The 13991-nt window shown below is 48.3% G+C and carries 13 protein-coding genes and 1 pseudogene; 8 read left to right on the top strand and 6 right to left on the bottom strand.

Annotated features, from left to right (window positions below; translation table 11 throughout):
* Positions 1–39 precede the first annotated feature (39 nt).
* Genes ACTHSQ_RS02840 through ACTHSQ_RS02815 form a run of 6 tightly spaced genes read right to left on the bottom strand, consistent with a single transcriptional unit; the run spans position 40 to position 6291 of the window.
* The gene (locus tag ACTHSQ_RS02840) at positions 40–699 is read right to left on the bottom strand and encodes a MarC family protein (protein ID WP_003685320.1); all 660 of its coding nucleotides are present in this window, start codon (positions 697–699) and stop codon (positions 40–42) included.
* A gap of 1 nt (position 700) precedes the next feature.
* Positions 701–1849 (bottom strand): rod shape-determining protein RodA, encoded by a 1149-nt coding sequence (gene rodA, locus ACTHSQ_RS02835; protein WP_440371261.1) that lies wholly within the window; start codon positions 1847–1849, stop codon positions 701–703.
* Positions 1842–3890, bottom strand: coding sequence for a penicillin-binding protein 2 (gene mrdA / locus ACTHSQ_RS02830; protein WP_440371260.1), 2049 nt, complete (start codon positions 3888–3890; stop codon positions 1842–1844). The genes rodA and mrdA overlap by 8 nt, the downstream gene beginning before the upstream one ends.
* 4 nt (positions 3891–3894) lie before the next feature.
* Entirely contained in the window at positions 3895–4395 is a 501-nt protein-coding gene (mreD, locus tag ACTHSQ_RS02825) for a rod shape-determining protein MreD (protein ID WP_036472915.1), read from the bottom strand.
* Positions 4396–4399: 4 nt separating this feature from the next.
* Positions 4400–5242, bottom strand: a complete 843-nt coding sequence (mreC, locus tag ACTHSQ_RS02820; RefSeq protein ID WP_440371259.1) for a rod shape-determining protein MreC — start codon at positions 5240–5242, stop codon at positions 4400–4402.
* Between the two features lie 11 nt (positions 5243–5253).
* Positions 5254–6291 (bottom strand): rod shape-determining protein, encoded by a 1038-nt coding sequence (locus ACTHSQ_RS02815; protein ID WP_314052961.1) that lies wholly within the window; start codon positions 6289–6291, stop codon positions 5254–5256.
* Positions 6292–6515: 224 nt separating this feature from the next.
* On the opposite strand from ACTHSQ_RS02815, the gene gatC reads away from it, so the two are divergent.
* The 8 genes and pseudogenes from gatC to ACTHSQ_RS02775 all read left to right on the top strand — a co-directional run bounded on the left by gatC (position 6516) and on the right by ACTHSQ_RS02775 (position 13961).
* Positions 6516–6806, top strand: coding sequence for an Asp-tRNA(Asn)/Glu-tRNA(Gln) amidotransferase subunit GatC (gene gatC / locus ACTHSQ_RS02810; RefSeq protein ID WP_003685110.1), 291 nt, complete (start codon positions 6516–6518; stop codon positions 6804–6806).
* Between the two features lie 150 nt (positions 6807–6956).
* On the top strand, positions 6957–8405 hold the full coding sequence (gatA, locus tag ACTHSQ_RS02805) for an Asp-tRNA(Asn)/Glu-tRNA(Gln) amidotransferase subunit GatA (protein WP_440371258.1): 1449 nt from the start codon (positions 6957–6959) through the stop codon (positions 8403–8405).
* 15 nt (positions 8406–8420) lie between these two features.
* The gene (locus ACTHSQ_RS02800) at positions 8421–9296 is read left to right on the top strand and encodes a VirK/YbjX family protein (RefSeq protein ID WP_003685003.1); all 876 of its coding nucleotides are present in this window, start codon (positions 8421–8423) and stop codon (positions 9294–9296) included.
* A 28-nt stretch (positions 9297–9324) separates the two neighbouring features.
* Positions 9325–9944: pseudogene (locus ACTHSQ_RS02795) on the top strand (trimeric intracellular cation channel family protein).
* A gap of 101 nt (positions 9945–10045) precedes the next feature.
* Positions 10046–11476, top strand: coding sequence for an Asp-tRNA(Asn)/Glu-tRNA(Gln) amidotransferase subunit GatB (gatB, locus tag ACTHSQ_RS02790; RefSeq protein ID WP_003685244.1), 1431 nt, complete (start codon positions 10046–10048; stop codon positions 11474–11476).
* Between the two features lie 79 nt (positions 11477–11555).
* Positions 11556–12560 carry an FAD-binding oxidoreductase gene (locus ACTHSQ_RS02785; protein ID WP_440371257.1) on the top strand — a complete coding sequence of 335 codons (1005 nt, stop codon included), beginning with the start codon at positions 11556–11558 and terminating at the stop codon, positions 12558–12560.
* Positions 12561–12810: 250 nt separating this feature from the next.
* Entirely contained in the window at positions 12811–13161 is a 351-nt protein-coding gene (locus tag ACTHSQ_RS02780) for a helix-turn-helix domain-containing protein (RefSeq protein ID WP_440371256.1), read from the top strand.
* Entirely contained in the window at positions 13065–13961 is an 897-nt protein-coding gene (locus ACTHSQ_RS02775; RefSeq protein ID WP_440371255.1) for an IS3 family transposase, read from the top strand. The genes ACTHSQ_RS02780 and ACTHSQ_RS02775 overlap by 97 nt, the downstream gene beginning before the upstream one ends.
* The last annotated feature ends 30 nt before the right edge of the window (positions 13962–13991 follow it).

The following is a 13991-nucleotide window of genomic DNA, read 5'->3' as shown; positions in this document are numbered from 1 at the left end:
AAATGTTTCAGACGGCCCTTTTATTGTGATGATTGTACTTCAAGCGACCAGTTGGGGGAAAATGGATTTTAAGCCGGCAACAATAATCTCTACGGAAATGGCGGCAAGCATCATGCCCATGATGCGGTTGAGGATGGTCAGGCCGGTAGTGCCCAAGCGTTTGCTGATGCGTCCGGCCACGACCAAAATGAAATAGCAAATCAGGCTAACCAAAAAGCCGGAGATGATAATCAGGGCAATATCGCTGTAATTTTTGGCGGCAGAGGAATAAATGATGACAGTGGAGATACCGCCGGGGCCGATGGTAATCGGAATGGCAATGGGAACGACGGCAATGGCTTTTTCATTGCGGCGGACTTGTTGCGCATTTTGATGTTCTTCTGAATGGGGATCAATTTTGGGTTTGGCCGGGTTGTCGTTGCCGTTCATTAAGGAGATGGCAATCAGCAAAACCAGAATCCCGCCGCCGACTTGGAAAGAGCCGACGCTGATACCGAGTACTTTCAATAAGATACCGCCGCTCAGTGCAAAGACGATGATTACGATGAAAACGGCCAATGCGGCAGTACGCGCGATTCTGCGCTTTTCTTTGGTGCTGTGGTTTTGTGTCAGATCAAGATAAATCGAGAGCGCGCTGAAAGGATTAATCAGCACGAGAAATGCCACAAGCAGCTTGCCGATTTCTACACCCAGTTCCATATTATTCCTCGCTTTCAGTTAGGTCATCGTTATCCGCATTACGGCGGCGGTTTTTGTGTTCGTTGGCAATACCCATCAGCAGGGCGAGCATCACCATGATGGAAAGCGTAGCCGTGCCGCCGTAGCTGACCAAGGGGAGGGGGACGCCGACGACGGGTAAAATGCCGCTGACCATGCCCATGTTTACAAAGGCGTAGCAGAAAAAAGTCATGGTCAACGCGCCTGCCAGAGTACGGCTGTAAAGGGATTGCGCTTGCGCGGCAATCCACAATCCGCGTGCCAGAATGATAAGGTAAACCAGCAGCAACAGGATATTGCCAATCAGGCCGAACTCTTCGCCGAATACTGCGAAAATAAAGTCAGTCGTTGATTCGGGAATATAGTCCAAATGGGTTTGCGTACCGTTGAGCCAGCCTTTGCCCCATACACCGCCCGAGCCGATGGCAATCATGGATTGGATGATGTGGTAGCCTGCACCTAACGGATCTTTGGTTGGGTCAAGCAGGGTGAGGACGCGGGTTTTCTGGTAGTCGTGCATGCCGTAATTCCACAAAAGTGGCAGTGCGGCCACAAAGGCAATAATAGCGGCAAAAATGGCTTTCCAAGGCAATCCGGCAAAGAAGATGACAAAAATACCCGAAGCCATAATCAATGCTGCCGTACCGAGGTCGGGCTGCTTCAAAATCAGGGCGACAGGAACAAGAATCAGCACGAGGGCGACAATATAATGTATCCATTTCAGATGGCCTTCATAGCGTTGGAAATACCACGCGACAGTCATGGGAATACCGATTTTCATGATTTCGGAAGGTTGGATACGGGTAAAGCCGAGGCTCAGCCAACGGGTCGAGCCGTTGACGGTAACGCCGGCGACTTCGACACCAATCAGCAGTAATACGCCGACAATGTAAACAGGCAGGGCAACTTTGGCAGCCGTTTGCGGCTTGAATACGGCGATAATCCATAACAGGGCAAAGCCCAAAACGGTATGGATGGTTTTGTTTTCCAATTGGCCGAACTCTTGCCCGTCTGCAGAATAGAGCAGGAACAGGCTCATGATGTAGATGGCGAGCATGGCAAAAAACAGCCAAGGGTCAATCGGGGCTGTAATGGTGGATTTGAAATTTTTCCACGCTGATGTGTTATTCATGATGAACCTCCGGCTGTGAGGCAGGGCTTGTCGGAGTCAGTCCGTAGGCAGATTGGAAAATGCTGGTAATAGGCTGATGTTTGTCTGTTGTTTCAGTTTTGGCCGAATCCGGTTCAAGGCCGTCTGAAAACTGTTGCGGTTTGACATGAAGCATATAAAAATCAGTCATTTCACGAGCCAATGGCGCGGCATACGCACCCCAGCCGCCGTTTTCCAAAATAACGGCAATGGCGATTTCAGGTTTTTCCAATGGCGCAAACGAGATAAACCATGCGTGGTCACGGTGTTGTTCGCGCAGGGCTGCGGCATTGTAGCGGCCACCCTGTTTGATTTGTACGACCTGGGCCGTACCGGTTTTACCGCCCATCGTATAAGCAAGTCCGCCACCAATACGGTGTGCCGTGCCGCCCGGTTTCAATACCTTTTCCATTGCGTGTTTGACGTATTCGAAGTTGTCGGCTTTGAATGGAATTTGACGCTCGGGATTAGGGTTGATACGGGTAATTTTGCGTGCGCCGAAATCCAATACTTCTTTGACCAAATGAGGCTGATGGACGATACCGTCATTGGCAAGAGAAGCTGTCGCATGTGCCATTTGCAAAGGCGTGTAGGCGTTGTAGCCTTGGCCGATACTGACAGAAACCATTTCACCGGCGCGCCATTCTTTGGCGGTCGGATCGGAAGACTTGGCAAAGCGTTTGGCTTTCCATTCGCGGCTAGGCAAAACGCCTGTATATTCGCTGGGCAGGTCAATGCCGGTTTTTTGGCCGAAACCGAATTGCGCCAGATACGGAGAGGCTTTATCGATACCCATTTCGTAACCTAAGCGGTAGAAGAAGGTATCTGAAGATACTTGGATGGCTTTGCTCAAATTGGCCGAGCCGTGGCCGCTACGGACTGAGTCGCGGAAAATATGGCGGCTGCCGGGTATGCTCCATGCGCCGGGAGCGGGGATGATGGTGTTTTGAGTGATTTTGCCGCTTTCCAACAAGGCCATGCCCATAAAAGGTTTGAATGTAGAACCCGGCGGATAAAGGCCTTGGGTAACGCGGTTGATCAAAGGCTTTTTCCAGTCGTCATTCAGCATTTTCCAAGTATCGTTGTCGATGCCGTCAATAAAGAGGTTGGGATCGAAAGAAGGCTTGGAAACAAAAGCCAAAACAGTACCGTCTTGCGGATTGATGGCCACCAATGCGCCACGGCGGTCGCCTAAAATGCGGTCGGCTTCCTGCTGCATACGGATATCCATGCCTAGGCGCAAGGTTTGCCCCATTTTGGACGGAACATTTTTCAATACGCGGACGATATTGCCGTAAGCATCTTTTTCGACTTCCTGATAGCCTGGAATGCCATGAAGCTGGTGTTCGTAATATTTTTCCAAGCCGGATTTGCCGATATGCGTACTGCCGCGGTAGAGGGCGGTCAGGCCTTCTTCTTCCAACATTTCTTTGTCTTTGTCGCTAATACGGCCGATATAGCCTAAGAAATGAGAAGTCAGTTTGCCGTAAGGATATTCGCGGAATGTGCGTGAGTTGACCTCTACGCCTTTAAATTCGCGCAGATGTACGGACAAACGGGCGGCCTCTTCATCGGTCAGCCTGAGCTTGAGCGGGATATTTTCAAATTTTCGATAGCTTTCGCGGTATTTTTTGAAGCGTTTTAAATCTGTCGGTGTGATATCGACGTATTTTTTTAATGCTTCGATAACATCTTCCATCTTGCCTTCAATGCGGCTGGGAATAACTTCTAGCGAAAAGACTGGATAGTTTTTGGCCAAAGGAACGCCGTTGATATCGACGATTTCGCCGCGTACAGGCGGCGTTGGAATCAGGGTGATGCGGTTGCTCGATGCCTGACCGGAAAACTCGTTGTGTTGAGTCACTTGTAGGTAAAAGAACCGCGCCAGCAAGATGGAAAAGAAGATGACGATCAGGATAAAAGCAACGAGCAGGCGCAATAGGGCATCGGCTTGTGCTGCCTGAGTGGAAGGTTTTTTGGTATGTTGACCACCGGAAAGACGGCGTGGAAGAATCGGTTTCATCTTTTCAGCGGGAGCGGTAAATACGGGTCACGATCAGCATCAGCTGGCTGAGTATCGGCCAAAGTAATGCGCCGACAAATGGGGCAACAAAACCTTGCAAAGTGATGACCTGATGATTAAGAAACAAACGGGCAACAGTTAAGACGGCCTGATTGAGAAGCAGCGCAGCCAATACAGCGGCCAATTGCATAATGTGGCCGTAAAGCATGATTTGGCGGCGGCGGTTTAAGATGAAATAAGTCATTACGACGTAAGACAGGGCGTGCAAGCCCAAAGTCGCGGCGGTTGCGGCATCGACAATCAGACCGATGGCAAAAGCCAGTCCCATGCCTGCGCGTTGCGGTTGGTGCAATGTCCAATACAGCAACATCAGTGCCGTCATTTCAGGCAGCCAAAAGAATCCGTCAAAGGAAAACGGCATAAAGTCCAGTATCATCATCACTATGAGACTGGCCGCCATGATGTGCAGCGGTACTGCACGGTAAGAATCGTCAAAATCGTTCATGAAATCAGCGTGGGGAAGAAGGGGCGGAAGAAAGTACCAAGACAAAACGGCTGCTGCGTAAAGCGGCCAAAGGCGTCAGTTGTGTATCGTAATAAGGCGTTCCCGATGCACGGACAACCTTGCTGACGGTTGCAACGGGAATCCCCGCCGGATAAGTACCGTCCAAACCGGAAGTCAGCAGAACATCGCCGGGTTTCAAGTCGGAGCCGGTTGGGAAATAGCGCAAATCCAAACCGTTGCCATTGCCGTATGCCAAGTTGCGTTCACCGGTGCGGCTGACGGCTATGGGGACAATGCTTTGTCCGCCTGAAATTAGCCCAATTTCTGCACTTTGTGTGTGAACTTGTGTCAACAGGCCGATCAAACCGCTTTGATTGATGACCGCGTCACCAACTTTCAAGCCGTCTTGACTGCCCTTGCCGATAATCAGTCTTTCGGAAAGCGGATCTTTGCCATTGGAAATGACTTCCGCACCGATAACGTTGTGAATGCCTTTTTGTTGCAAACCGTACAGTTTTTTCAATTCGTGCAATTCATCGGTATTGACTTTATCTCGCTGTAAATCGATTTTCAGACGGCCATTTTCTTCCAGAAGCTGGCGGTTTTGTTCCAAGAGCTCGGATTTGGACTGGGAGAGGTCGGCAAAATATTGATAAAGTTGAACAGGTTGATTCGCCAGCCATTGAGCAGGGTAGAGCATAGGCATGACTGCCGCGCGTACAGGCTGCATCAATGAAAAGCGGTAATCAGCTACCATCAGACCGGCAGCCAGAGCAATATAAACGACAAAACGAGGCAACAGCTTAGGGCCTTTTGCCTCGTCAAAGCGCAAAGAAGAGCGTTCCATAACCATCTACCTTATGGGTTTTCCGTGAATACGGTATCCCATTTGCCGATATAGTCCAAAGCCTTACCGGCACCATAGGCAACGCAGTTCAGAGGTTGGTCGGCAATACCGACGGGTAGGCCGGTTGCATCGGCCAAGACGGTATCGATACCGTGCAGAAGCGCACCACCGCCGGTCAGCATAATACCGCGGTCGGCAATGTCGCCGGCCAGTTCGGGCGGAGCTTGTTCCAAAGCCAGACGGACGGCGCGGATGATTTGATTTACCGTTTCACTCAATGCTTCACGGATTTCATCTGAAGTAACCGCCAAGGATTTAGGCGTACCTTCGGCCAGATCGCGGCCTTTAATGCGCATGGCTGTTTCGGTTTCAAAGCCAGAGGCAGAGCCGATTTGTTTCTTCAATTCTTCAGCCGTAGCTTCACCAATCAAGACACCGCGATGGCGGCGCAGGTAATGGATGATGCTTTTATCGAATTCATCGCCGGCAGCGCGGACAGAAGCAGAATAGGCCATACCGCCCAGTGAAAGAATACCAATTTCAGTCGTACCGCCACCAATATCGACAATCATCGAACCTGCCGCATCTTCAATCGGCAAGCCTGCGCCCAAAGCGGCAGCCATCGGTTCTTCAATCAAATGTACGCTTGCCGCGCCGGCAGCAAACGCAGAATCCAAAATCGCTTTACGTTCCACTTGGGTAGAGCCGCCCGGAACACAGATAACCACACGAGGCGGAACCAAAGACCGTCCTTCGGTGGCTTTTTTAATCAACATACCCAGCATACGCTCGGTAATCACAAAATCAGCAATCACGCCGTCCCTCATCGGGCGGACAATTTCAATATTGCGCGGCGCACGCCCCTGCATTTTTTTGGCTTCCGTGCCCACGGCTATAATTTTACTTTTATTGCCTGCGCCGGATTGAATCGCAACCATGGACGGCTCATCCAAAACAATCCCTTTGCCGCGTACAAAAATCAGCGTGTTGGCCGTGCCCAAGTCGATGGCAATATCATTAGAGAGGAAACGAGATAAAAGGCGAAACATAGGATTCCTGAAATTCCGGCCCAGCCCGGATGTGTTTAGCATTATTTAAAATAAGAAAAACAGGTACACAGTTTTAGACGGATAAATGCCCCCTTAAAAGGCCGTCTGAATTAAAACACCATGCCAACCTGTTTGGTTTTCGGTTATAATTCTTCGCTTCATAGAAGACGAAATGCAATGATACCCCAAACCAAAGAGGCATTGCTATCAGACAAGGATTTTTTATGGCTTTAAGCTTAAATGATGTGGAAAAAATCGCAAAACTCTCGCGCCTCACTTTAACGGACGAAGAAAAAAACAAAACGCTTGCCGAGTTGAACGACATTTTCGCCATGGTTGAAAACATGCAAAGCGTCAATACCGACGGCATCGAACCCATGGCGCATCCGCATGAAGCCGCTTTGCGCCTGCGCGAAGATAAAGTGACTGAAACCGATCATGCTGCCGAATATCAGGCTGTTGCCCCCGAAGTGCGCAACCGCCTGTATATCGTTCCTCAAGTGATTGAAGAATAAGGTTTCAGACGGCCTTTGCTTATCGGCAAGCCCCTATTGCAAGGCCGTCTGAAAGGATATTCTGTTTAGACGGCCCGATTTATTGATTTAAACGGATGTTTTCAATATCTGTTTTGAAAGCAAAAACTGTTTTATAGAAAGTACGGCACAATGACCGCTTACACGCTCAAACAAGCCAGCAGCCTGCTGCAATCCAAACAAATTTCCGCAGTCGAATTGGCGACCGAATATTTGGCCGCTATTGCTGCGAAAAATCCTGCCATCAACGGCTACGTTACCATCGATCAAGATAAAACCCTTGCTGAGGCCAAAGCAGCCGATGCGCGTATCGCGGCCGGTAATGCAACGGCTTTGACCGGTGTGCCGGTTGCTTACAAAGATATTTTCTGCCAAACAGGTTGGCGCAGTGCATGTAGTTCCAAAATGTTGGATAACTTTGTTTCTCCTTATACTGCCACTGTAGTGCAAAACCTGTTGGATGCCGGCATGGTTACTCTTGGCCGTACCAATATGGACGAATTTGCCATGGGTTCGACCAATGAGACTTCGTTCTACGGCGCAACCAAAAATCCATGGAATCTTGAACATGTTCCCGGCGGTTCGTCAGGCGGTTCGGCTGCCGTGATTGCGGCTCGTTTGGCACCGGTTGCCTTGGGTTCGGATACCGGCGGTTCTATCCGTCAGCCTGCATCGCATTGCGGTATTACCGGCATCAAGCCGACTTACGGTACGGTTTCACGCTTCGGTATGGTTGCTTATGCTTCCAGCTTCGACCAAGCCGGCCCTATGGCGCAAACGGCCGAAGACTGTGCGATTTTGTTGAACGCCATGGCCAGCTTTGACGAGCGCGATTCCACCAGTTTGGAGCGCGACAAAGAAGACTACACCCGTGATTTGGACAAACCGCTCAAAGGTTTGAAAATCGGTTTGCCTAAAGAATATTTCGACGAAGGCGCAGATACCGATGTTCAGACGGCCTTGCAAAGCGTTATTGATTTGCTTAAAGCTCAAGGCGCAGAGACTGTTGAAGTTTCCCTGCCGCAAACATCATTGTCGATTCCTGCTTATTACGTTCTCGCCTCTGCGGAAGCAAGTACTAACTTGTCCCGTTTCGACGGCGTACGTTATGGCCATCGTGCGGCTCAATTCAGCGATTTGGAAGAAATGTACAGCAACACCCGTGCCGAAGGTTTCGGCAGCGAGGTCAAACGCCGTATCATGATCGGTACTTATGTATTGAGCCATGGTTACTACGATGCATACTACTTGAAAGCGCAAAAACTGCGCCGTCTGGTTGCCAATGATTTTCAGACGGCCTTTGGTCAATGTGATTTCATTTTGGCGCCAACTGCGCCGACTGCCGCGCCTAAACTCGGCAGCGACATTCACGACCCTGTGCAAATGTATTTGTCCGATATTTACACCATCGCCGTGAACCTTGCCGGTTTGCCTGCACTGACTCTGCCTGCTGGTTTCAGCGCAAACGGCCTGCCGATTGGTGTGCAATTTATCGGCAACTATTTCTCCGAAGCCAAAATTTTGGGTGCTGCATATCAGGTTCAACTGAACAGCGATTGGCACACTAAAGCGCCGAAATAAGGGTAGGGAGTCTATATGCCTGAAAAGTTTTCTTTTCCGGGATTTAAAACTGTTTATCAGAATGCACCAAAGTTTAAAACGCAACATTTAAAATTTACATTGAGGACATTGTGGTATCGTAAAGAAATTAAGGCATTTGAGCAGTTTGTAAATGCTTCAGAAATATGCCAAAGTTTTTTTAGTCAAATGCCTCAAGATGCCTATCCTTTGATACATGAGTTTGTTGATAAGAAACTTAGTGGTCAAGATAGGTTAAAAATTATGCAGTCAGATTTTGAGGCTGCAGAAAAGCTGTTTGGAAAAGAAAGAGTAATGGGTATGAAAACCCGTTCCTTTCATATTGTTTTGGCAAAACCTTCAGACGGCCTTGAGATTTGGCTTAACCGAAATGACAATTGTGTCGATGAGGGAATGTGGTCTCTTTCTTTACGAGAAAGCAATGGAAGACGTCTGTATATGACAACATTCGCCTTTGTAAATAATATGCTGCTTGCAGCCTCCCTTCAGGGACCAGCAGGAGAAGAGGCGAAAGATACTGTAAGGGTTTTAACTAAGAAGCTACATGGATTGCGTCCTCAGCAATTGATGGTGCATGCATTGCAATATTTTGCTATTGCATTAAAGCTGGATGGTGTGATTGGTATCACACAAGATAGGCAAGTTAAGCTACGTTGGCGCTTGAAGAAACGTGTCAAAATGAACTATGACCAATTTTGGCAGGAGCATGGTGCTCAAAAGGGTGTTGATGGATTATGGCATCTTCCAAAAGAGCCGGTGCGTAAAGATTTTGAGGAAATCGAAAGCAAAAAACGGTCTATGTATCGTAAGCGTTATCAGATGTTAGATGAAATCGAAGAGCAAATAAGAAATGGTTTAGCTCCTATAAAATAAACTATCATCTGATGAATAAAGCATATATATGAATACAACCGACTTCATTCAAATCATTGGGACAGCTGCGTTTGCCATTTCCGGCTATTTGGTCGGCTACAACAAGCAATTGGATGTACTCGGTGTCGTCATTACGGCGTTACTGACGGCTGTTGACGGCGGCATGATACGCGATGGTTTGGTCGGCCGGATTCCGCAAGTGTTTTTGAAAACCGATGCGTTGATTGTTGTGTTTGCCACGCTTGCCATTGCATGGTTGATAAGGGTACAACGCTATCGCAGCACCTATTTGGCCGCTGTTTTTATTATTGCGATGCCATCGGTTTGGCAGCTTTCAGCATTACCGGCGCACAAATCGGTATGGCCTTGCAGCTCGATTTGTTTGGCGTTATTTCTTTGGCTTTTGTGACTGCCGTTGGCGGCGGTATTGCGCGCGATATTTTGGTCAATGATGTGCCGATGATTTTGCGCACCGACCTTTACGGCAGCGTAGCCATTTTGATTGGCGGGCTGATTTATCTGTTCGGGCATTTGGGCTGGATTAATATTTTTACGTTAAACCTGCTCTTTGCCGGCGGATTGTTGTTTCGCCTGACTGCATACCGTTTCCATTGGCAACTTCCCGGGTTCCAACGCCGCAGGAAATAAACTTATCTTACAGACGGCCTCTTATGGATTTCTTATTCAGGCCGTCTGAAAAACGAATCACTCATTTAACCGATTAACTTTTTTTCGACAGAAAGACCCTTATGACTTGGGAAACCGTAATCGGACTGGAAATCCACGTCCAACTCAACACCCAATCCAAAATCTTCAGCGGCGCATCCACTGCATTCGGTGCCGAGCCTAATGCCCACGCCAGCGTGGTTGAGTGTGCGTTGCCGGGCGTATTGCCGGTAATGAACCGCGAAGTCGTCGAAAAAGCCATCAAACTCGGTTTGGCTTTGGATGCGAAAATCAATCAGAAAAACGTGTTTGACCGTAAAAACTATTTTTATCCTGATTTGCCAAAAGGCTATCAAATCAGCCAGTTGGATTTGCCGATTGTTGAACACGGCAAACTGGAAATCGTAGTAGGCGATGAAGTTAAAACCATCAATGTTACCCGTGCGCACATGGAAGAAGATGCGGGTAAATCCGTACATGAAGGTTTGAACGGTGCTACTGGTATTGACTTGAACCGTGCCGGTACGCCTTTGTTGGAAGTTGTCTCCGAGCCGGAAATGCGTTCCGCAGCCGAAGCCGTGGCATACGCTAAAGCATTGCATGGTTTGGTAACTTGGTTGGATATTTGCGACGGCAATATGGCGGAAGGCTCGTTCCGCGTCGATGCCAACGTTTCTGTACGTCCAAAAGGTCAGGCTGAGTTCGGTACACGCCGTGAAATCAAAAACCTCAACTCTTTCCGCTTCTTGGAACAAGCCATCAATTATGAAGTGGAAGCGCAAATCGAAATCTTGGAAGACGGCGGTAAAGTACAGCAGGCAACCATGCTGTTTGACCCTGAAAAAGGCGAAACCCGCGTGATGCGTTTGAAAGAAGATGCGCACGATTACCGCTATTTCCCGGATCCGGATTTGTTGCCGGTCATTATTTCAGACGGCCAGTTGCAAAAAGCCAAAGAGCAAATGCCTGAATTGCCGCATGAAATGGCGGCGCGTTTTGTTGCCGATTACGGCGTGTCTGACTATGATGCGCGTCTGTTGACTGCCAGCCGCGCTCAAGCTGCCTATTTTGAAGAAGCGGCCAAAGCTTGCGGTCAAGGTAAATTGACTGCAAACTGGATGAACGGCGAGCTTGCCGCCACCTTGAATAAAGAAGGCTTGGAATTGGCTGAAAGCCCGATTACGGCTCCACGCCTTGCCGAGTTGGTTGCTAAAGTTGCAGACGGAACATTAAGCAGCAAACTGGCGAAAAAAGCTTTTGAAGCAATGTGGGCTGAGCCTGAAGCAGGTATTGCCGAAATTATCGAGAAACATGGTTTGCAACAAATTACTGACACTGGTGCAATTGAAGCGATGGTAGATGAAGTATTGGCAAACAATGCGAAAGCCATTGAGCAATTCCGTTCCGGCAATGAAAAAGCCTTGAATGCGATTGTCGGCCAAGTGATGAAAGCAAGTAAAGGCAAGGCCAATCCGGCTCAAGTTCAAGAGCTGATTAAAGCCAAATTAGCTTGATAGATAGGACAGGTCGTCTGAAAACAGGTTTATTTTCAGATGGCCTTTATTTTTGATTTTAAAACTATTCTAAAATACCATGACACATACTATTACCTTATCAGATGAAATCACATTTACGGCAAACGAGGATGAAACCGTTCTTGCTGCCGCGACCCGTCAAAATTTAAATCTGCCCCATTCTTGTAAAAGTGGTGCCTGCGGACAATGCAAGGCCGAGTTGATGAGTGGCGAATTTGAAATGGGCGATCATATTGATAAAGCCATCAGCGCCGAAGAAAAAGTGCAGGGTAAAGTGTTATTGTGCTGTACTACTGCGAAGAGCAACCTGAAAATCAATGTGCCGGGGTTTAATCCGAATGCTTTGCCGGTGCGCACTTTGCCTGTACGCATCGAAACGATTGAAATCAAACATGATGTTGCTTTGTTGAGGTTGGCTTTACCTAAAGTGCCGTCATTTGCATTTTATGCCGGACAATATATTGATTTGCTGCTTCCCGGCAATATCAGCCGCAGCTATTCAATCGCCAATTCGCCTGACCAAGAAGGTGTTTTGGAACTGCATATCCGTAAACGTGAAAACGGCGTATGTTCGGAAATGATTTTTGGTGCCGAGCCGAAAGTCAAAGAAAAAGGTATTGTCCGCGTTAAAGGTCCATTGGGTACGTTTACTTTGCAAAAGGACAGCGATAAACCGATTGTTTTGTTGGCAACGGGTACAGGTTACGCACCTATCCGCAGTATTTTGCTTGATTTGATTCATCAGAATAGCGAACGTCCGGTTCATTTCTACTGGGGGGCACGTCAGCAGGAGGATTTGTACGCATTGGAAGAAGCAGAAGCATTAATAGGCCGTCTGAAAAATGCAAAATTCTCGCCTGTCCTTTCTAAGCCTGATTCCGATTGGAAAGGGGAGAATGGATATGTGCAAAACGTTGCCGCACAAAATTATCCTGATTTGAGCCAATATGAAGTTTATGCTTGCGGGTCACTAGCTATGACAGAGAGTGCACAAAGTTTGCTGACTCAAAAATGTGCTTTACCGGAAGATGCCTTCTTCTGTGATGCTTTTTCACCGGCATAATGATGTTTATACAGAATTTATATGTTTGAATGCAGGTGTTAAGAGTAAAATTTGATGGCAATCTGTTTGAGAAAGAGTGTGTTTTTGCACACTCTTTTTTCTATGTGGTAGTTATTGCATAGATATTTATGGCTTGAAGAGATAGCTATTTTGTTTTTAAAAATTGAATTTATTATTTATCATAAAGAAAAGTGAACTGCACCCCAAAAGTTGGACATCCCCCCTCCAACTCACAAGGTGCAGTTTTTTTATGAGCAAATATACATTACACTTCAAATACCAAGCCGTACTCCACTACCTGCACATACGCAGCCAACAGCGTACCGCAGATCATTACGGTATTTCCCGAACCCACCTGCGGCGATGGATAACCGCCTATCAAGAAGGCGGCATCGGCGCACTCGAACATCCACAATCCAAAACCATGAACGACCACCGCAAAAACCCCTTCATCGCCGACAAACCCGACCATGAAAAAACACAGGCAGAGCTTATCGAAGAGTTGTGCTATATGCGCGCAGAGGTCGCCTATCTAAAGGAGTTAAAAGCCCTCAGCCAAAAGCAGACCGAAAAGAACAAAGCCAAACCGTCCAAACACTGAGGGCGCAACACCCGCTCAAATACCTGCTGCACATCGCAAACCTGCCCAAAAGCAGCTTTTACTACCACCACCAAGACCGACCCGACCCCGACGCAGCCGACAAAGCCCTCCTCGTCGAAACCTACCGGCGGCATAAAGGACGCTACGGACAAAGGCGCATTGCCGCATCATTGGATTGGAACCGCAAAAAAGCAGCGAGGTTGATGAAGCAGTTGGGGCTGAAAGCCAAAATACGGGCGAAAAAAGCCTACCGCCATCCCACCATGGGCGCAATATCGGAACACCTCCTCAAACGCCGGTTCACAGCCAAAAAGCCCAACGAAAAATGGTTGACCGACGTGACCGAACTCAAAGGAAAGGACGGCAAACTGTACCTCTCGCCGATCTTGGACCTGTTCAACCGCGAAATTGTCGCCTACGCCATGAGCCGCAATGCTAACAGCGACATGGTGAAGGAAATGCTCGAAAAAGCCGCCCCCCGGCTGACTGATAAAGGAACGATGCTTCATTCCGACCAAGGTGTGCTGTACCGTACGGCGGGGTATAGGGAATTGCTTGCGGAGCATTCCATGATTCAAAGCATGTCGCGTAAGGCGAATTGTTGGGACAATGCGCCGATGGAGAGTTTCTTTGCGGTGTTGAAGACGGAGTGTTTCTATAACGCAGGGGAATTGACGGTGGACGAATTGATGAAACAGATAGATGACTATATGGATTACTACAACCGCGAGCGTTGCAGTTTGAAATTGAAAAAGCTGAGTCCTGTCGCATACAGAACCCAGCTTACACAGAGCGCCTGAATAGGCTTTTATGAGTGTCCAAGATTTGGG

It is taken from the genome of Neisseria sp. P0009.S008, from assembly GCF_051958615.1.
GTDB lineage: Bacteria > Pseudomonadota > Gammaproteobacteria > Burkholderiales > Neisseriaceae > Neisseria > Neisseria subflava.
The sequence above is the reverse complement of the archived record's forward strand: the minus strand, read 5'-3'. Positions and strand labels throughout refer to the sequence as shown.